This is a genomic window from Nocardioides nitrophenolicus (assembly GCF_016907515.1).
GTDB lineage: Bacteria > Actinomycetota > Actinomycetes > Propionibacteriales > Nocardioidaceae > Nocardioides > Nocardioides nitrophenolicus.
The window spans coordinates 4,631,547-4,651,371 of record NZ_JAFBBY010000001.1; the positions used below are offsets into that span (position 1 = coordinate 4,631,547).

At 72.6% G+C, this 19,825-nt stretch carries 16 protein-coding genes; 15 read left to right on the plus strand and 1 reads right to left on the minus strand.

Features of this window, described 5'->3' with window-relative positions:
• Positions 1–75 precede the first annotated feature (75 nt).
• From efeU to serA, 4 genes are all read left to right on the plus strand, one after another.
• Positions 76–930: an iron uptake transporter permease EfeU gene (gene efeU, locus JOD66_RS22275; RefSeq protein WP_204839007.1), complete on the plus strand. Its 855-nt coding sequence runs from the start codon at positions 76–78 to the stop codon at positions 928–930.
• 3 nt (positions 931–933) lie between these two features.
• Positions 934–2,130: an iron uptake system protein EfeO gene (gene efeO, locus JOD66_RS22280; protein WP_204839008.1), complete on the plus strand. Its 1,197-nt coding sequence runs from the start codon at positions 934–936 to the stop codon at positions 2,128–2,130.
• Entirely contained in the window at positions 2,127–3,392 is a 1,266-nt protein-coding gene (gene efeB, locus JOD66_RS22285; RefSeq protein WP_205126508.1) for an iron uptake transporter deferrochelatase/peroxidase subunit, read from the plus strand. The genes efeO and efeB overlap by 4 nt, the downstream gene beginning before the upstream one ends.
• Before the next feature lie 62 nt (positions 3,393–3,454).
• Positions 3,455–5,053, plus strand: a complete 1,599-nt coding sequence (gene serA / locus JOD66_RS22290; protein WP_204839009.1) for a phosphoglycerate dehydrogenase — start codon at positions 3,455–3,457, stop codon at positions 5,051–5,053.
• 97 nt (positions 5,054–5,150) lie between these two features.
• Here the strand turns inward: serA and yczR are convergent, their stop codons facing one another.
• Positions 5,151–6,605: a MocR-like transcription factor YczR gene (gene yczR, locus JOD66_RS22295; protein WP_239545391.1), complete on the minus strand. Its 1,455-nt coding sequence runs from the start codon at positions 6,603–6,605 to the stop codon at positions 5,151–5,153.
• A 61-nt stretch (positions 6,606–6,666) separates the two neighbouring features.
• Here yczR and yczE point away from each other — a divergent pair, with 61 nt between their 5' ends.
• The 11 genes from yczE to JOD66_RS22350 are packed head-to-tail and all read left to right on the plus strand — an operon-like array spanning position 6,667 to position 19,758.
• Positions 6,667–7,377, plus strand: a complete 711-nt coding sequence (yczE, locus tag JOD66_RS22300; RefSeq protein ID WP_204839010.1) for a membrane protein YczE — start codon at positions 6,667–6,669, stop codon at positions 7,375–7,377.
• Positions 7,378–7,417: 40 nt separating this feature from the next.
• Complete coding sequence (locus JOD66_RS22305; protein ID WP_204839011.1) at positions 7,418–8,647, plus strand: toxic anion resistance protein; 1,230 nt, start codon at positions 7,418–7,420, stop codon at positions 8,645–8,647.
• 32 nt (positions 8,648–8,679) lie between these two features.
• Positions 8,680–9,195: a hypothetical protein gene (locus tag JOD66_RS22310; RefSeq protein ID WP_204839012.1), complete on the plus strand. Its 516-nt coding sequence runs from the start codon at positions 8,680–8,682 to the stop codon at positions 9,193–9,195.
• The gene (locus JOD66_RS22315; RefSeq protein WP_204839013.1) at positions 9,192–10,826 is read left to right on the plus strand and encodes an AAA family ATPase; all 1,635 of its coding nucleotides are present in this window, start codon (positions 9,192–9,194) and stop codon (positions 10,824–10,826) included. Before JOD66_RS22310 ends, JOD66_RS22315 begins: the two co-directional genes overlap by 4 nt.
• Positions 10,823–12,094: a GlnX family signal transduction membrane protein gene (locus JOD66_RS22320; protein WP_204839014.1), complete on the plus strand. Its 1,272-nt coding sequence runs from the start codon at positions 10,823–10,825 to the stop codon at positions 12,092–12,094. The genes JOD66_RS22315 and JOD66_RS22320 overlap by 4 nt, the downstream gene beginning before the upstream one ends.
• On the plus strand, positions 12,094–13,020 hold the full coding sequence (locus JOD66_RS22325) for a glutamate ABC transporter substrate-binding protein (protein ID WP_204839015.1): 927 nt from the start codon (positions 12,094–12,096) through the stop codon (positions 13,018–13,020). The genes JOD66_RS22320 and JOD66_RS22325 overlap by 1 nt, the downstream gene beginning before the upstream one ends.
• A 14-nt stretch (positions 13,021–13,034) precedes the next feature.
• Entirely contained in the window at positions 13,035–14,147 is a 1,113-nt protein-coding gene (locus tag JOD66_RS22330) for a hypothetical protein (RefSeq protein WP_204839016.1), read from the plus strand.
• Positions 14,144–16,534: a serine/threonine-protein kinase gene (locus JOD66_RS22335; RefSeq protein WP_204839017.1), complete on the plus strand. Its 2,391-nt coding sequence runs from the start codon at positions 14,144–14,146 to the stop codon at positions 16,532–16,534. The genes JOD66_RS22330 and JOD66_RS22335 overlap by 4 nt, the downstream gene beginning before the upstream one ends.
• Positions 16,531–17,664, plus strand: coding sequence for a PP2C family protein-serine/threonine phosphatase (locus tag JOD66_RS22340; RefSeq protein WP_307823659.1), 1,134 nt, complete (start codon positions 16,531–16,533; stop codon positions 17,662–17,664). Before JOD66_RS22335 ends, JOD66_RS22340 begins: the two co-directional genes overlap by 4 nt.
• Positions 17,657–18,946, plus strand: coding sequence for a vWA domain-containing protein (locus JOD66_RS22345; protein ID WP_204839018.1), 1,290 nt, complete (start codon positions 17,657–17,659; stop codon positions 18,944–18,946). Before JOD66_RS22340 ends, JOD66_RS22345 begins: the two co-directional genes overlap by 8 nt.
• The gene (locus tag JOD66_RS22350) at positions 18,943–19,758 is read left to right on the plus strand and encodes a double zinc ribbon and FHA domain-containing protein (protein WP_204839019.1); all 816 of its coding nucleotides are present in this window, start codon (positions 18,943–18,945) and stop codon (positions 19,756–19,758) included. Before JOD66_RS22345 ends, JOD66_RS22350 begins: the two co-directional genes overlap by 4 nt.
• The last annotated feature ends 67 nt before the right edge of the window (positions 19,759–19,825 follow it).

Sequence of the window (19,825 nt, forward strand, 5' to 3'; positions counted from 1 at the left end):
GAACCCGCCCCCGGGTACGACGACCACCGCCCCCGCATTAGGCAAGGCTAACCATGCGGAGTACTCTCGACATTCGTGCTCGCCAACTTCCTGATCGGACTGCGCGAAGGCCTCGAGGCCGCGCTGGTCGTCAGCATCCTGGTGGCCTATCTGGTGAAGTCGGAGCGCCGTGAGCTGCTGCCGCGGATCTGGGCCGGCGTCGGCATCGCGGTCGCGGTGGCGCTGGCGTTCGGGGCGGCGCTGACCTTCGGTCCCCGCGGGCTGACCTTCGAGGCCCAGGAGGCGATCGGCGGCACCCTGTCGATCGTCGCCGTCGCGTTCGTGACCTGGATGATCTTCTGGATGTCGACCGCGGCGCGCGGCCTCGGCACCGAGCTGCGCGGCCAGATCGACCGGGCGGCCGAGGGCGGACGCTGGTCGCTCGTGGTCGTGGCGATGCTGGCCGTGGGCCGCGAGGGGCTGGAGACGGCGCTCTTCCTGTGGGCCGCCACCCAGGCCGGCACCCGCGACACGGTCGGCACGGTGACGCCGACCTGGGAGCCGCTGGTCGGCGCGCTGCTCGGCATCCTGGTCGCCGTCGCGCTCGGCTACCTGATCTACCGCGGCGCGATCCGCCTCAACCTCACCGTGTTCTTCACCTGGACCGGCGCCTTCCTGATCCTGGTCGCCGGCGGCGTGCTCGCCTACGGCATCCACGACCTCCAGGAGGCCGGCATCCTCCCGGGCCTGCACACCCTGGCCTTCGACGTCTCCGACGCGATCCCGCCGTCGTCCTGGTACGGCACCCTCCTCAAGGGCGTCTTCAACTTCTCGCCCGCGACGACCTGGCTCGAGGCCGCCGCCTGGCTGTTGTACGTCGTCCCCGTGGGCGGGCTCTTCCTGTTCCGCACCCGCTTCGTCCGTCCCACCCGTCAGCTTCAGGAGCACTGATCCATGCGCATCAAGACCCTGCTCGCGTCGGCGGCCGCCCTGGCCGTCGTACCGATGCTCTCCGCCTGCACCGAGAACGCCTCCTCCGGCGGCGGTGACGCGAAGGCGGACGCCCGGGCGCTGACCGTGGGCTCCAGCGCCGATGCCTGCGAGCTGTCGGCGACGGAGGCTCCGGCCGGCACCTTGAGCTTCGACGTCACCAACACCGGCTCGGACGTCACCGAGTTCTACCTGCTCGGCAGCGACGGCCTGCGCATCGTGGGCGAGGTCGAGAACATCGGCCCGAACCTGACGAAGAAGCTCACCGTCAACGCGCCCGAGGGCGACTACTTCACGGCCTGCAAGCCGGGCATGGTCGGCGAGGGCATCCGGGCCGCGTTCAAGGTCACCCACTCGGAGGACGAGCAGGCGGTCAGTGCGTCCGACCAGGAGCTGATCGACCAGGCGCAGACCAACTACCGGGCCTACGTCCAGGACCAGTCCGCCCAGCTGCTGGTGAAGACCAAGGAGTTCGTCCAGCTCTACGAGGGCGGCAAGGACGACGAGGCCCGGGCGCTCTACCCCGTGGCGCGGGAGCACTGGGAGCGGATCGAGACCGTCGCCGAGTCGTTCGGCGACCTCGACCCGCTGACCGACGCCCGCGAGGCCGACGTCGACTTCGCCGCGGGCGAGAAGTGGACCGGCTGGCACCGGATCGAGAAGGACCTGTGGCCGCAGGACGCGAAGGGCTACACCGCCCTCACCAGCGCCGAGCGCACGACGTACGGCGACGACCTGCTCGCCAATGTCACCGAGCTCGACGGCCGGATCCAGGCCACCGGCTCCGACGCGCTGACCTACCCGATCGACGCGATCGCCAACGGCTCGATCGGCCTGCTCGAGGAGGTCGCGAACGGCAAGATCACCGGTGAGGAGGAGGCCTGGTCCCACACCGACCTGTGGGACTTCCAGGCCAACGTCGACGGCGCCCGGGTCGCCTACGAGGGCGTCCAGGGCCTGCTCGAGGGCAAGGACCCGGAGCTGGCGAAGGAGCTGACCGCGAAGTTCGCGGCGCTGCAGTCGGTGCTCGACCAGTACCGCGACGGCGACGGCTTCGTGCTCTACACCGACCTCACGCCGGCCGACACCAAGAAGATGACCGACGCGGTCAACGCGCTGTCCGAGCCGCTCTCGAAGCTCACCGCGGCGGTGACCTCCTGACCGGGGGTCGCCTCAGCAGGCGCGGCCTCCTCGGCGGCGGCGCGGCCGCCGCCGGCGTGGCGGGCGCCTTCGCGGCGGGCCGGCTCGCGGCGCCCGACCCCGAGCGGGTCGCGGCGCCGGCCGCGTCGTACCCGTTCCACGGCGAGCGCCAGGCGGGCATCGTCACGCCCGCCCAGGATCGGCTCCACTTCGTCGCGCTCGACGTGACGACCGAGGACCGCGACGAGCTGGTCGCGCTGCTGAAGGCGTGGACCGACGCCGCCGCCCGGATGACCGGCGGTGGCTCGGCCGGGCCGGTGGGCGCGGTCGACGGGCCGGGCAACGCCCCGCCCGACGACACCGGCGAGGCGCTGGACCTGCCGCCGGGCCGGCTCACCATCACCTTCGGCTTCGGCCCGGGCCTGTTCGTCGACGCCGACGGCAAGGACCGGTTCGGACTGGCGGAGCGCCGCCCCGAGGCGCTGGAGCGGCTGCCGCGGTTCTCGGCCGACGTCCTCGATCCCGCCCGCAGCGACGGCGACCTCTGCATCCAGGCGTGCGCCGACGACCCCCAGGTCGCCGTCCACGCCATCCGCAACCTGGTCCGGATCGGCTTCGGTACGACGACCGTGCGCTGGTCCCAGCTCGGCTTCGGCCGCACCTCGACCACCTCGACCAGCCAGTCCACGCCGCGCAACCTGTTCGGCTTCAAGGACGGCACCGCCAACATCAAGGCGGAGGAGACCGAGGCCCTCGACCAGCACGTCTGGGTCGGCGCGCAGGACGACGCCAAGGCGGCCTGGCTGGTCGGCGGCTCGTACCTCGTGACCCGCCGGATCAACATGACCATCGAGGTCTGGGACCGGCAGTCGCTGGACGCCCAGGAGCAGTTCATCGGCCGCACCAAGGGCACCGGCGCCCCGCTCTCCGGCGGCGAGGAGATGACCGAACCGGACTTCTCGATGCAGGGCAGCGCCGGGCCGATCATCCCCGTCGACTCCCACGTGCGCGTGGTCCACCCGGACACCAACGACGGGGTCCGGATCCTGCGCCGTGGCTACAACTTCGTCGACGGCAGCAATGACGTCGGCGGCCTCGACGCCGGGCTGTTCTTCATCGCCTACCTGCGCGACCCGCGCACCCACTTCATCCCGCTGCAGCGGGCGATGTCGAAGTCCGACGCGCTCATGGAGTACCTCCGGTTCACCGGCCAGGCGCTGTTCGCCGTACCACCCGGTGTCGGCGAGGGGGAGTACGTCGGACAGGCGCTCTTCGAGGGGTAGGCTGGCCGCGCCCGCACAGCGCCGTGCGCCCCTTCTCGAACCGCACCTGCGAAGGACCCGCTGTGACCGACCCGACCGCGCGCCCCGTCGTCCTCATCGCCGAAGAGCTCAGCCCCGCCACCGTCGAGGCGCTCGGGCCGGACTTCGAGATCCGGCACTGCGACGGCGCGGACCGTGGCGAGCTGCTGGCGGCGATCGCGGACGCCGACGCGATCCTGGTCCGCTCCGCGACCAAGATGGACGCCGAGGCGCTCGCGGCCGGGACCCGGCTCAAGGTCGTCGCGCGGGCCGGGGTCGGCCTCGACAACGTCGACGTCAAGGCCGCCACCCAGTCCGGCGTGATGGTCGTGAACGCCCCGACGTCCAACATCATCTCCGCGGCCGAGCTGGCGATCGCGCTCATGCTCGCCGCCGCCCGCCACGTCTCGCCGGCGCACGCCGCACTGCGCAACGGCGAGTGGAAGCGGTCGAAGTTCACCGGGATCGAGCTGTTCGAGAAGACCGTCGGCATCGTCGGCCTGGGCCGGATCGGCGTCCTCGTCGCCCAGCGGCTGGCGGCCTTCGGCATGAACGTGATCGCCTACGACCCCTACGTCCAGGCCGGCCGCGCCGCCCAGGTCGGCGTCCGTCTGGTCGACCTCGACACGCTGATGACCGAGTCGGACTTCATGTCGGTCCACCTGCCCAAGACCGCCGAGACGACCGGGCTGATCGACGCCGAGGCGCTCGCGAAGGCCAAGCCCAGTCTGGTGCTGGTCAACGCCGCGCGGGGCGGCATCGTCGACGAGGGCGCGCTCTACGACGCCCTCAAGACCGGCCGGATCGCGGCCGCGGGGCTCGACGTGTTCGCCCAGGAGCCGTGCACCGACAGCCCGCTCTTCGAGCTCGAGAACGTCGTCGCCACGCCCCACCTCGGCGCCTCCACCGACGAGGCCCAGGAGAAGGCCGGCGTCGCCGTGGCCAAGTCGGTGCGGCTCGCGCTGTCCGGCGAGCTCGTGCCCGACGCGGTCAACGTCCAGGGCGGCGTGATCGCCGAGGACGTCCGCCCCGGCATCCCGCTCACCGAGAAGCTCGGCCAGATCTTCACCGCCGTGGCCGGCGAGGTCGCCCAGCAGCTCGACGTCGAGGTGCGCGGCGAGATCGCCGACCACGACGTGAAGGTGCTCGAGCTGGCCGCCCTCAAGGGCGTGTTCAGCGGCGTGGTCGAGGACCAGGTGTCCTACGTCAACGCGCCCCTGCTCGCGGCCGAGCGCGGGATCGTGGTCCGCCTGGTCATGGACGGCGAGAGCGGCGACCACCGCAACCTGATCACCCTGCGCGGCACCCTCGCCGACGGCACCCAGGTCTCGGTCAGCGGCACCCTGGTCGGCATCGCGCAGAAGGAGCGGCTGGTCGAGGTGAACGGCTACCTCGTCGACATCGAGCCCACCGAGCACCTCGCGTTCTTCACCTACGTCGACCGGCCCGGCATGGTCGGCACCGTCGGCCAGATCCTCGGCGACGCCCAGATCAACATCGCCGGCATGCAGGTCTCCCGGGAGACCAAGGGCGGCGATGCGCTGGTCGCGCTGTCCGTCGACTCCGCGATCCCCGCCGACGCGCTCGCGCAGATCGAGGCCGCGATCGAGGCGACGTCGATCCGGGCGGTCGACCTGGCCTGAGCGGGCTGCAGGAATCGCCGGTCGACCGGCGATTCCGGCACTTGTCGGGCGTTGCAACGCCCGACAAGTGCAAGTAACACCCGACAAGTACGACGCCTCAGGCCACCAGCACCGGCTCGGCCCCCGTCGGCGGCGCAGCGACGCCGACCCGCCCGGAGGTGACGACCGCCCAGGCGTCCGCGATCCGGCGTACGGCCTCGACCAGGTCGGGCGCGGCGACGGCGTAGGGCAGCCGGACGTAGCGGTCCAGGCCGCCCTCGGGCGCGAAGGACGGCCCGGGGGCGAGGAGTACGCCGTGTCGCTCGGCCTCGGTGGACAGGGCGGTCGCGCCGGCGACGGGCAGGTGGCACCAGAGCACCATCCCGCCGGCCGGTGGCCGGAACTCCCAGTCGGGCAGGTGCTCGGCGAGCGCGCCGGCCATCGCGTCGCGCTGCTCGCGCAGCCGGGCCCGCTGGACCCGCAGGACGGGCTCGAGGTCGCCGGACAGCAGCCGGGTCAGCACCAGCTGTTCGAGCACGGGTACGCCGAGGTCGAGCCCCACCCGGGCGCGGGTGAGCCGGTCGATGAGGGCGTGCGGCGCCCGGATCCAGCCCAGCCGCAGCCCGCCCCAGATGCTCTTGCTCGCGCTGCCGACGCAGACCGCGTCCTTCGCGAGGGCGGCGAGGGGTGTGCCGGCGGTGGCGCCGTCGTCGAGGGTGACGAGGTAGTGCGCCTCGTCGACGACGGCGACGGCGTCGTGCCGCGCGAGCAGCCGGGCGTAGGTCTCCCGCTCCGCCTCGGTCATCACCAGGCCGGTCGGGTTGTGGAAGTCCGGCATCAGGTGCACCAGCCGCGGCCGCTGCCGGGCCAGGGTCGCCGCGACGGCGTCGAGGTCCCAGCCGGAGGGGTCCAGCGGGATCGTGGTGAGCCGCCCGCCGCCGGCGCGCAGCGCCCGGACCGCGTTCGGATAGGTGGGCGACTCCATCAGCACCCGGTCCCGCGGCCCCGCGAGCGCGCTCCCGACCACCGCGGTCGCCGCCAGCGCACCCGGGGTGACGATGATCTGCTCGGGCGCGGTCGGCAGCCCGCGGGCGTCGTACGTCGCGGCGATGGCGGCCTGCAGGTCCGGCATCCCCGCGGGGAAGTAGCCGTGCCCGCCGAGGTGCGCGGGCAGGTCGGCGGCCGCCTCGGCGTACACCGCCGCGATGCCCGGGGGAGCGGTCGCCGCCGCGCAGACCAGGTCGATGACGCCGTTGCCGACGTCGCTCGGCCACAGCGCACGGTCGAGCGCGCGGGTGCGTCCGCCGGGCAGCCGGGTGAAGGTGCCGGCGCCCTGGCGGGCCTCGGCGTAGGAGGACTCGCGCAGCAGCGCGTAGGCCCGGGTCACCGTCGTCCGCGACACCCCGAGCGCCTCGGTGAGGTCGCGCTCACTCGGCAGCCGGGTGCCGTAGCCGATCCGGCCGTCGCCGATCAGCTCGCGCAGCGCGTCGGCGAGCCCGACGTACGCCGGCGACCTGTCGAACCCGCCGACGAGGCTCGCCAGCCGGGTCGCGGTCAAAGTGGACTGCACCATGCAGGCCACTCTCTCACGATTGGCTATTTCGGAACAGTCCAATCCCGGTCACCCTGGTGTCATGTCGATCGCCGCGTCCGCCCCTCGGGCCGCCGTCCAGCTCGCCGACCTGGGCCCCGTCGCCCAGCTCCGCGCCGGGCGGCTGCCGCGCCGTCTCGTCCAGCTGTACGCCGGCCTGTGGCTCTACGGCGTCAGCCTGGCGCTGATGGTGCTCGGCGACATCGGCCTGGCGCCGTGGGACGTGCTGCACTCCGGCTTCATCCGGCACGTCCCCATCACCCTCGGCCAGGCGGTCGTCCTGTTCAGCTTCGTGGTGCTGGTGCTGTGGATCCCGCTGCGCGAGAAGCCCGGCCTCGGCACGATCTCCAACGCGATCGTGGTCGGCCTCGCCGCCGACGCCACGCTCGGCATGGTCGACGCGCCCGGCAACCTGGCCGCCCGGATCGCGCTCATGGTCGGCGGCATCGTGCTGTGCGGCCTCGCCACCGCGCTCTACATCGGCGCCCAGCTCGGTCGCGGCCCCCGGGACGGGCTGATGACCGGGATCGTGCGCCGCAGCGGACTCTCCATCCGGCTGGTGCGCACCGGCATCGAGATCACCGTCGTCCTCGTCGGCCTGGTCCTCGGCGGCACCCTCGGCATCGGCACGGTCGTCTACGCGCTCACCATCGGGCCGATCGCGCAGTGGATGATGCCCTGGTTCCTCGTCGAGCTCCCGGGTACCGCGCAGGTCGGTGGGATCCCTGAGCCGGACCCTGAACTTGGCCGCTGACCCTGCATGAACGTCGGGTCGGCTGGATAGGCTCGCTCCCATGACCACCGACGGTTCCCAGGCCGCTGCCCCCGAGCCCGCCCCGCTCGCCCCTCCCGAGCCCGTCATCCAGCTGACGGCCCCCGAGGCGCCGGCGCCGGTCGTGGAGACCCAGGCGCCCAAGATGGCGCCCCAGGTCGAGGCGTCGATGGTGCCCGAGCTCGACGCCAAGGTCGACAACTTCCTGACCTCGCTCGCGGCGGCCAAGGCCGGCAGCCCGGAGTTCGCGGCGCAGGCCGAGAACGTGCGCACCATGGGCGACGCCGACATCCGCAAGGCCGCCGAGACGTCGAACCGGATGCTCGACAAGCCGGTGACGGCGCTCCGGTCCGGCGGCATCGCCCAGGGCTCGACGGTCGGCAAGACGCTGCTGGAGCTGCGCCGCACGGTCGAGGACCTCGACCCGGGCCAGGCGACCGGCGTGAAGAAGTGGTGGGACAAGCTGCCCTTCAACGACAAGATCGAGGACTACTTCCGCAAGTACCAGTCCTCCCAGAGCCAGCTCAACGGCATCCTCCACTCGCTGCGCAGCGGGCAGGACGAGCTGACCCGCGACAACGTCGCGCTCAACCTGGAGAAGACCAACCTCTGGGGCGTGATGGGCCGGCTCAACCAGTACATCTACGTCGCCGAGAAGCTCGACGCGAAGCTCTCGGCCAAGATCGCCGAGCTGGAGCTGAGCGACCCCGAGACGGCCAAGACCCTGTCGCAGGACGTGCTGTTCTACGTCCGCCAGAAGCACCAGGACCTGCTCACCCAGCTCGCGGTGTCGATCCAGGCCTATCTCGCGATCGACATCATCATCAAGAACAACATCGAGCTGATCAAGGGCGTCGACCGGGCCACCACCACGACCATCTCCGCCCTGCGTACGGCGGTCATCGTCGCCCAGGCGCTGAGCAACCAGAAGCTGGTCCTCGACCAGATCACGGCGCTCAACACCACCACCTCGGCGATGATCCAGCGCACCTCCGAGATGCTCAAGGAGAACTCCGCCGCGATCCAGGAGCAGGCCGCGTCCTCGACCATCGGCATCGAGCAGCTGCAGGCGGCGTTCGCCAACATCTACGCCACCATGGACTCGATCGACGAGTTCAAGCTCAAGGCGCTCGACAACATGTCGACCACGATCGGCGTGCTGGAGAACGAGGTGCAGAAGTCCAAGGCGTACCTCGACCGGGTCCAGCAGCACGACGCCCGCAACGCCGCCGGCACGCTGGACCTCGGCTGAGCTGACAGCACAGGGGACAGGACACAATCCGGGTGGGGCTGAAGTCGTGGTGGCGCAGGTCGCGAGGCGCCGCGCAGGAGCCGGCGTACGTCGTGCCGCCGGCGCCGACCGAGCAGGACATCCGCGCCGCGCTCAACCAGGTGGCGGCGATGCTCACCGACAACAACGCGCCGCCGGTGGTCGTCTCGCGGGTGCAGCGGATCGCGCGCACCATCAACCAGACGCTGCCGCGGCTGAGCCAGCTCGGGCTCGGCAGCGAGGAGAGCTACTCGGTGGTGGCGACCGCGACCGACTACCTCCCTGAGGCGCTGCAGTCCTATCTCCGGCTGCCCCGCGACTGGGCCGACACCCGGCCGATCGACGGGCCGAAGACGGCGCTGCTGGTGCTCATCGAGACCCTCGAGCTGCTCGGCGCGACGATGGACCAGATCCTCGACGCCGCCAACCGCGCCGACGCCCAGGCACTGATCGCCCACAGCCGCTTCCTCGACGCCAAGTTCGGCCACTCCTCCTCGGGCGGCCCCGACCTCACGCTGGGAACCCCATGACGACGCTCACCGAAGCCCTCGACGCCCTCGTCGCCACGGCCCGCGCGGCCGGGCTCGACGAGTCCGTCGCCCGCGCCGAGGGCGAGGCGGTCGCCGCCACCGTCTCCGAGCGCTCGCGCGGCGCGTTCGTCGACTGGTGCGCCCAGACCGGGCGCGAGCGCTCCGCGGAGGAGCACATGCTGGCCGCCAAGCGAGGCAACCGGTTCCGAGCCGGCCCGACGCCGCTCATGGCCCAGCTGCTGCTGGAGAAGTCCGCCGCCTCGGCCGACTACGCCGGTGCTCTCGCCGACGTCGCCCTCGCCGGCTCGGCGCTCGGCGAGCCCGGACCCGACGCCGTCGGTGCCGCCACCACCGTCACCACCGCCCAGCTCGGCGGGGGAGCGGCGGGGCTGACCCCGTCGTCGAGCGCGCCCGGCGCGTTCGACCTGCCCACCCGCCAGCCGGTGCCCGGCCTCGGGGACCAGATGCTCGACCAGGTACGCCGGGTGGGCGAGCAGGTGCGCCGTCAGCTCGGCGCGCTGAACGACGCCACGCCCTCCCTGAGCGCCGACCCGGCAGAAAGTGGCCTGCCGAACGCTGCTGACCCGGCAGCACGTGGCTCGTCCGGCGTGCAGACCCAGGCTCAAGAGCCGGAGACCCCGCCCGTCGAGGAGCCGGAGCCGGACCAACCCACCAAGACGGTCGAGGAACTGCTCGCCGAGCTCGACGGGCTGATCGGGCTGGCCAACGTGAAGGGCGAGATCCACCGCCAGGCCGCGGTGCTGCGGGTCGAGGGCCTGCGCAAGAAGGCCGGCCTGGAGAGCCCGACGATCACCCGCCACCTCGTCTTCAACGGCAACCCCGGCACCGGCAAGACCACCGTCGCCCGCCTGGTCGCCGGCATCTACCGCGCGCTCGGCCTGCTCAGCAAGGGCCAGCTGGTCGAGGTGGACCGCTCCGAGCTGGTGGCCGGGTATCTCGGCCAGACCGCCGCGAAGACCGCCGAGGTGGTGAAGTCCGCCGAGGGCGGTGTGCTGTTCATCGACGAGGCGTACTCCCTCTCCGGCGACCAGTACGGCAAGGAGGCCATCGACACGCTGGTCAAGGAGATGGAGGACAAGCGCGACGACCTCGTCGTCATCGTCGCCGGATACCCGCTCCCCATGGCGATCTTCATCTCCGAGAACCCGGGCCTCGAGAGCCGGTTCCGCACCACCATCGACTTCGCCGACTACACCGACGACGAGCTCACCGCGATCTTCGAGTCGATGGTGAAGGGCGCCGACTACGACGCGGGTGAGCCGGTGCTGGCGCGGCTGCGCGAGATCCTCGGCGGCACCGAGCGCGGGCCGTCGTTCGGCAACGCCCGGTTCGTGCGCAACCTGATGGAGGCCGCGATCGGCCACCACGCCTGGCGGCTGCGCGACATCGCCGAGCCGACCGTGGAGCAGCTGCGCGCCCTCGAGCCCGAGGACCTCGTCGTGGACCCGAACGCCGAGCCCGCCGGGCCCGCCGAGCCCGCCGTCGAGGGCGAGGTCCTCCCGCCCGCGGACGCGCCGCCGGCAGAGCCTGTCGACCCGTTCGGCGACGACGCCACCGTCGCCCGCAAGCCGAAGGACCCCCAGGCCGAGACCCCCGAGGAGGAGTCGTGAGCCAGACCGCCACCCCCGCGGCCGCCCCGCCGCCACCGGCTGCCGCACCCGCACCCGCCGCGGCGGTCCCCGCGGTCCAGGCCGCCCAGCCCGCGCCGTCGTACGTCGACACGCCGGCGCTGCTCAACCGCTGGCAGCTGATCGGCATGAGCGTGGCGATCGTGTTCGGCATCGTGAGTGCGCTCGTGCAGTTCGTGGGCTGGCAGTCCGACGGACGGGCGGCCGACGACACCGAGCAGCTGCTGCGGGTGCAGGAGGTCAAGACCTCGTTGCTGCGCGCGGACGCGCTCGCGACGAACGCCTTCCTCAAGGGCGGCCTCGAGGATCCCGCCCAGCGCAAGGAGTACGACGACGCGATCGACGGGGTGCTCGAGGACATCGCCGACGCGGCCGAGGCGCAGCCCGCGGACCGCAAGGCGCTCGCGGCGCTCAACGTCGAGATCTCCGAGTACACCACCGGTGTGGCGCAGGGCCGTGACAACAACCGGCAGAACTTCCCGATCGGGGCCGAGTACCTGAAGACCGCCAGTGCCGAGCTGCGCGCGAGCGCCCTGCCGATCCTCGACGAGCTGATCAAGGCCAACCAGCAGCGGGCCGAGGATGCGATGGGCGGACAGCACCCGATCTGGCTGTTCCTGCTCGGCGTCGTGGTCCTGGTGGCGCTGGTGTGGCTCAACCGAGAGCTGGCCCGCCACTTCCGCCGGCGGATCAACAAGGGAATCGCGGTCGCGGCCGTCATCGTCCTCGTCGTCACCCTGGTGACCGTGGCCGGCGCCTGGATCCGGGACAGCTCCAACGACAGTCTGCGCGACGGTGAGTTCGCCACCGCTGTCCACGAGGCCGACGCGCGGACCGCCGGCAACGACGCGAAGGCGCTCGAGAGTCTGCGATTGATCCAACGCGGCTCGGGACCGACCAACGAGCCCAAGTGGAAGGAGGCCGCTGCGGCGGTCGACGCCTCCGGGACACGCGCCGGCAGCGACTGGAACGCCTACACCAAGGTCCACGACGAGATCGTGGCGCTCGACGACGCCGGCGAATGGGAGCAGGCCCGCCAGAAGGCCGGCGACGAGAGCGGCGCGGCGTTCCAGCCCTTCGACGACGCCACCCGGGCCGCGATCGACGAGAACGGTGCGGTGGCGACCGACGACCTGCGCAGCGGTCGCTGGTTCGCGCTGGTGCTGAGCGGACTGACGCTGCTCCTCGGAGTCGCGGCCGCGCTGTCCGTGGCCCGAGGTATCGGCGAGCGACGGAGGGAGTTCTCCTGATGAGGATCCGAGTCCTGGCGGTCACGCTGACCGCGACGGCCGCCCTGCTCGCGGGGTGCGGCTACGACGCCACCCCGCTGCCGAAGGCCGAGAACAGCACGCCGGCGGCCCCGGGTGCCGCGGCCACCCCGGTCGAGTGCACCAACCCCACCCAGTCCTACGACCCGAGCGGCGACAAGGCAGCCGCGGTCAAGCAGCTCACCAACAAGGGCCGGCTGGTCGTGGGCGTCTCCGGCGACACGTACAAGATGGGCTTCACCGACCCGACCGACGGCAAGCTCAAGGGTTTCGACATCGCCTTCGCCGAGGAGATCGGCAAGGCGCTCGGCGTCCCGGTCGAGTACCGCGTGATCCAGGCCTCCGACCGGATCACGATGCTCGATGACGGTCGGATCGACATGGTGGCCCGCAACATGACGGTCAACTGCGACCGCTGGACCCAGGTCGCCTTCTCGGCCGTCTACTACAACGCGACCCAGAAGGTGCTGGTCGGCAGCGACGAGGCCGACACGTACACCGGCCCCGCGGACCTCGCCGGCAAGCGGGTCTGTGCTCCGGCCTCGACGACGAGCGTTGCCAACATCAAGAAGATCGAGCCCGACGTGGTCGCCGTCGAGGCGGGCACCCACACCGGCTGCCTCATCAAGTTCCAGAACAGCGAGGTCGACGCGATCACGGGCGACGACACCGTGCTCGCGGGGCTGGCCGCGCAGGATCCCTACACCGCGGTCCCGCAGCAGGAGAAGCTCACCGACGAGCCCTACGGCCTGGCGTTCAACAAGGGCGACGTCGCGCTGGTCCGCTTCGTCAACTCCGTGCTCGACCAGATGCGCGCGAACGGTCGCTGGACCGAGATCTACGACCAGTGGCTCAAGCCCACGCTGACGGTCGACGCGACGCCGCCCACTCCGGTCTACGGCCGGTGAGCGTGCAGGCCACCATGACCACCACGGCACCCACCGCCCCCGGCAGGCTCGGGGACGCGTTGGAGCCTGCCGTGATCCAGGCCTACCTGGGCGAGCTCGACACCTGGCTGCGCGTACGACGCTCCGAGCTCGACGAGCTCGACCAGGCCGCGCTGGCGGTCGGCCGGGGCGGGGAGCTGGCGGGGGACATGTCGCTGGCGCTGGCGCTGTGGAAGGCGATCGCGGACCGCTACCAGCTGGTCTTCGCGACGTGGGACGGCGGCCGGGTGCTCCAGCAGGAGCGGGAGCGGATCTCGGCGCTGATCTGGGGCCGGCTCGACGGGGCGACCGAGCTGCCGGGTGGGCTGGCGGTGTCGCTGCCCGAGGCGGGGCGGCTGTGCGACGCGCTGACCGGGCAGCTGCGCAGCCGGCTGGCGCTGGTGCCGGGTGCCGACGAGCAGGCGGCGCGGATCCGGGAGCTGCGGGCGCAGCTGGAGCGGATCCGCGACCAGGTGGGGCTGGAGCCGGCGCTCACCCGTGACGGCGCCGTGAACCGCCTGGCAGAGCTGATGTCGCGGCTCGAGGGGATCACCGCCAAGGCCGAGCGCGGGGGCGACGCGGGCGGCATGCTCGGGCCGCTGGAGGTCGAGGCGACCACCTTCGAGCGCGACCTGATCGTCGGGAACGCCCGGCGCCGCGACGCGCGCGACCAGGTGATCTCGGCGCGCGAGCTGCGGGCCGACCTGGAGGCCCGTGCGGCGGCGCTGGAGAAGCTGGCCGGCACCTGCGTGGTGACGGTCGACCCCGCGCCGCGGTACGCCGTCCCCGACGTCGCGGCGCTCGGCCCGGTGCCGGTCACGCCCGACGCGATCGGCCCCTACCGCGAGCGCCTGGACCGGGTTTCGCAGGCCCTCGAGGTGGCCCAGCACGCCTACGCCGCGGCGCTCGACGAGCACTCCCAGCTGGTGGCCCTGCTGGACGCGTACCTCGCCAAGGCGCGCGCCGCGGGCGTGGCCGACCATCCCGACCTGGTCGCGAGCGAGAAGTCCGCGCGCGACCTGCTCGAGCGCCGCCCGACGCCGATGGTGGTCGCGCGGCAGCTCGTCACGACGTACCAGACCTGGCTGACCAAGGAGACGACGCCATGAGCGCAGGTGCCTGCACCCAACCCGGCTGCACGGGCAGCATCGTCGACGGCTACTGCGACGTCTGCGGCATGCCCGGCGCGGCCTCGCCCATCGCCGACTCCGGCACGGTCAAGGCCCCGATCGCCGCCGCGGTCGCCGGCAACCCGGCCAGCGTCGCGGCCTCGACCTGCCAGCAGCCCGGCTGCACCGGCACCATCCTCGACGGCTACTGCGACGTCTGCGGCACTCCCGCCGTCCCCGGCGCGAAGGTCGCCGAGGTGACCGCGCTGGCCGAGTCGCAGCCGCTCTCGGGGCGCGAGGGCACCTCCGCCACCGCCGCCAGCCGGGTCCAGTCCGCCGCGATCGGCTCCAAGCGCGCCGGTGCGAGCGGCAGCACCTCCACCCGACGGACCCGCACCGGCTCGCAGCGGATGCGGGCGGCCCGGATCGGCGCCGGGCTGACCGTCGTACCTCCCGCGCCGCCGGTCGACGCCGCGAAGGCGATCATGGCCAACCCGCAGGTGCCGGAGGACAAGCGCAGCTGCGCCAAGTGCGGCAACGCCGTGGGCCGCAGCATCGACGGCCAGCCCGGGCGCAGCGAGGGCTTCTGCCCCAACTGCGGCCAGCAGTTCTCGTTCACGCCGAAGCTCAAGCAGGGCGACCTGGTCGCCGGTCAGTACGAGGTCGCGGGCGCGCTCGCCCACGGCGGACTCGGCTGGATCTACCTCGCCCGCGACCGCAACGTCTCCAACCGCTGGGTCGTGCTCAAGGGCCTGCTCAACTCCGGCGACCCCGACGCGCTCGCCGCGGCGATCGCCGAGCAGCAGTTCCTCGCCCAGGTCGAGCACCCGCTGATCGTCGAGATCTACAACTTCGTCACCCACGACGGCGCCGGCTACATCGTGATGGAGTACGTCGGCGGCAAGTCGCTCAAGCAGATCCTCAAGCAGCGGATGGTCGCCAACAACGGCGCCTACGACCCGCTGCCGGTCGACCAGGCGCTGGCCTACATCCTCGAGCTGCTGCCGGCGTTCCAGTACCTCCACGACCTCGGCCTGGTCTACTGCGACTTCAAGCCCGACAACATGATCCAGGTCGGCGACGCGATGAAGCTGATCGACCTCGGCGGCGTACGACGCATCGACGACGAGGAGTCGGCGATCTACGGCACCGTCGGCTACCAGGCGCCCGAGGTCGCCGAGGTCGGGCCGTCGGTCGCCTCCGACATCTACACGATCGGCCGCACCCTCGTGGTGCTGTGCATGGAGTTCCGCGGCTACCAGGGCACCTACCTCCACAGCCTGCCGCCGGTCGACGCGACGCCGCTGTTCCAGGAGTACGACTCGCTCTACCAGCTGATCGCGAAGTGCTGTGCGCCCGACCCGGCCGACCGGTTCGCGTCGGTCGACGAGATGCGCACCCAGGTGCTGGGCGTGCTGCGCGAGGTGGTGGCCCGCAAGCGGCAGGGTACGGCGACCACGTCGGCCGCCTCGGTCCTCTTCGAGTCGCCCGCGACCGCTCGCCCGATCACCGAGTGGAGCCAGCTGCCCGACCTGCGCACCGACACCACCGACCCGCAGTACGGCTGGCTGAGCACGATCGCCGACGACGACCCCAAGCAGCGGCTCAAGGACCTCGAGACGGCGCCCGAGGACACCGCCGAGGTGTGGCTGGCGCGAGCGCACGCCGCGCTCGACCTCGGCGACCCGGTGCTCGCCAAGAGCCACGCGCAGCGGCTGCTCACCGACGACCCGTGGGAGTGGCGGGCACTGTGGATCGAGGGCCTGGCCGCGGTCCAGGCCGGCGACTGGGAGACCGCGAAGGCGTCGTTCAACGCGGTCTACCAACAGGTGCCCGGCGAGCTCGCGCCCAAGCTGGCCCTGGCCTTCGCCTGCGAGCGCGGCCGGCTGCCCGAGGTGGCCGAGGGGCTCTACCTCGTCTGCGCGTCGACCGATGCGGCGTACGTGCCGCCGGCGGCCTTCGGCATGGCCCGGGTCCGCGCCGAGCGTCACGACGTCGCGGGTGCCGTGGCTGCGCTCGACCTGGTGCCGACCACGAGCCGGGGCTACACCGAGAGCCGCCAGCAGCGTGCGGAGGTGCTGCTGTCCGGCAGCGCCCAGGACGTCACCGTGCTCGACCAGGCGATGCGCACCATCGACTCCTCGAGCGTGGACCAGGCCACCCGGCAGCGGTTCACCGTGCGCATCCTCAGCGAGGCGCTGCCCGTCGTGACGGCGGGCAAGGTCCCGGCGGGAGCCCGGATCGGCGCCGTCGAGGCGACCGAGGCCGGGGTGCGCGACGGGATCGAGAACGCGCTGCGGCTGCTCGCGCGCGACGCGGTCGACCTCAAGGAGCGGGTCACCCTGGTCAACCAGGCCAACGCCGTCAGGAACTGGAGCCTCACGTGAACTGTCCCTCCTGCCAGGCCGCGCTGGCCCCCGGGGCGCGGTTCTGCGAGAACTGCGGCGCCCAGGTGGGTGCCGCGGCGGCGGCCCCGGTGCCGGCGGCGGTGGCCTCCGCCGACGACCCGCTCGGCGACGCGCCGATCAGCGCGCCGACCCGCAAGCCGGCGGCCGCGCTGCCCGATCCGCCGGCACCGGCCGGGCGGCGTCCCTGCGCGGAGTGCGGGGGAGAGGTCGGCCCCGACCTCTACTGCCTCGAGTGCGGCACCAAGGCGCCCAGCGAGCGCGACCACTTCCAGGAGCAGCCCGCCCCCTGGGTCGCCGGCGTGTGCGACAAGGCGATCCGCAAGAACCGCAACGAGGATGCGATGGCGCTGCTCGCCGGCGCCGAGCCCGGCTCGCGGGCCGTGCTCATCGTGATGGACGGGGTGTCCAACTCCATCGACTCCGACGTCGCGTCGCTGGCCGGCGCGCGCGCCGCGCGGGAGGTGCTGCGGATGCCGCTGCCGGCGGGGATGGGTACGCCGGAGAGCCGCGACGCCGCCGTACGCAAGGTGTTCACCGATGCCGCGGCCGCCGCCAACACCGCGATCGTCGCGGTCACCGACCCCGACTCGCCCAACCCGGCCTCGGCGACCTTCACGGCCGCGGTCCTCGAGGGCAGGCGGATCACCTGGGCCAACATCGGCGACTCGCGCTCCTACTGGCTGCCCGACGACGGCACCCCCGTCCAGCTCACCGTCGACGACTCCGTCGCCCAGGCCCAGATCGCCTCCGGCGTCGCGCGGGAGGTGGCCGAGACCGGGCCGCAGGCGCACGCCATCACCAAGTGGCTGGGCCGCGACTCCGAGGACCAGAAGCCCACCGTGGGCGCACTCGAGGTGGACCGCGGCGGCTGGCTGCTGGCCTGCTCCGACGGGCTGTGGAACTACGCCTCCGAGCCCGAGGCGCTGGCCGCCCAGGTGCGCGCCGCCGCCACCACCGACCCGCTTCAGCTCGCCCTCGCGCTGGTCGCGTTCGCGAACGACGCGGGCGGTCACGACAACATCACCGCCGCCCTGGCCCGGGTCGAGATTCCGGGCCTCGGGCACAATGACCAGACGCCGACCCCAGGAGGAGAGCCGAGCGATGGCTGAGTTCAGCGCCGCCGTCTACCAGAACGAGTTCCTGCCCGACGGCGGGACCGACGTCAACGCGATCGTCACGATCACCTGCCAGGGCGCCGGCACCGCCGGCCAGTCCGGGGCGGGCAGCGCGGGCGAGATCATCATCGTCGACACCTCGGGCTCGATGGGCCCGGCGACGATGGCCGCCGCCAAGGAGGGCGCGCAGGCCGCGCTCGCCGAGATCGTCGACGGCACCTACTTCGCCGTGATCGCCGGTGCCGACCGGGCGATGCTGGCCTACCCGCAGGTCTCCAGCGGCCCCGGCATGGTCCCGATGGACGCCCGCACCCGCCAGGAGGCCTCCGCGGCGATCGACCGCTTCGTCGGCAGCGGCGGCACGGCCATCAGCACCTGGCTCGACCTCGCCGGCCAGCTCTTCTCCTCGGTCAGCGCGGTCACCCAGCGCCACGTGCTGCTGCTCACCGACGGAGAGAACCGCGAGCGTCCCGGCCGTCTCGACGACGCGATCAACCGCGCCACCGGCTACTTCCAGGCCGACTGCCGCGGAGCCGGCACCGACTGGCAGGTCGCCGAGATCCGCCGGATCGCGCAGGCCCTGCTCGGCACCGTCGACATCATCCCGAGCCCGGCCGAGATGAAGGCGCAGTTCCAGGAGATCATGCGCAACGCCATGGCCCGCGGCGTCGCCGACGCCTCCCTGCGGGTGTGGACCCCGCAGGGTGCCGAGGTGCTCTTCGTGCGCCAGGTCTCGCCGACCGTCGAGGACCTGACCAACCGTCGTACGCCGGTCAACCCGCTGACCGGCGACTACCCGACCGGCGCCTGGTCCGACGAGTCCCGCGACTACCACGTCGCCGTCCGGGTGCCGGCCAAGGCGATCGGCCAGGAGCAGCTCGCCGCCCGGGTCCAGCTCGCGCTCGGCAGCGACGTGGTAGCGCAGGGCCTGGTCAAGGCGACCTGGTCCAACAACTCCGAGCTCACCACCCGCATCGACCAGCAGGTCGCCCACTACACCGGACAGGCCGAGCTCGCGCAGGTGATCCAGGAGGGCCTGGCCGCGAAGGCGGCCGGCGACGAGGCGACCGCGACCACCAAGCTGGGCCGCGCCGTCCAGCTCGCCGCCGAGACCGGCAACGACGAGGCCACCTCCAAGCTGCGCAAGGTCGTCGACGTCGACAACGAGGAGACCGGCACCGTCCGGCTCAAGCGCACCGTGGAGAAGGCCGACGAGATGGCCCTCGACACCGCGTCCACCAAGACCACGCGGATCCGCAAGGAGCCCACCGCATGAGCACCTGCCCGTCCGGGCACGAGTCGGCCTCGGACGACTACTGCGACGTCTGCGGCCTGCCGATCCCGGCGGGCGGCGGTACGCCGGCCCCGGACGGGTCGGGTGCCCCGGCCGCGCCCGCCGCTCCCGCCGCTCCGGCGGCTCCGGCGGCTCCGCCCGCGCCCGCCGCGCCCTCGACGGCCGAGTGCCCCAACTGCCAGGCGGCCAACCCGCCGAACGCGCTGTTCTGCGAGGCCTGCGGCTACGACTTCACCACCGGCTCGATGCCCCGTCCGGTCACGCCGTCGGTGCTCGACCTCGGCGCGGGCGTCCCGTCCGCCCCGGCCGCTCCCGCCGGCGTCGACGACCCCGGCACCTCCGACGCGAAGCAGCCGGCCGCCGCGGGGACCTCGATCGCGCCGCCGCTCGCCGAGGCCTGGGTGGCCGAGGTCTGGATCGACCCCGACTGGTACGCCGACCAGGAGTCGACCGACCCGCTCCCGTCCGCGGGGGTGCCGACCGTCGTACCCCTGCGCGCGACGTCGGTCCTGGTCGGCCGCACCTCCCGCAGTCGCGGCATCCACCCCGACATCGACCTCGCCGCCGACAACGGCATCAGCCGGCGCCACTGCCAGCTGACCACCGACGGCACCCGCTGGTGGGTCGAGGACCTCGGCTCGTCCAACGGCACCTACCTCGGCTCGGCCGTCGGCCCGCTGCCCAAGGACCCGCTGCCGGCGGGGGAGAAGCGCGAGATCGCGCCCGACGCGCGGGTCTATCTCGGCGCGTGGACCCGGATCGTGATCCGGCGGGCCCAGCCCGGCGAGGTCTGAGCCTCCGGGTCCGGGCCGGGTCTGCTCGTCGTCCGGGACGGGTCTCCTCGTCGTCCGGGACGGGTCT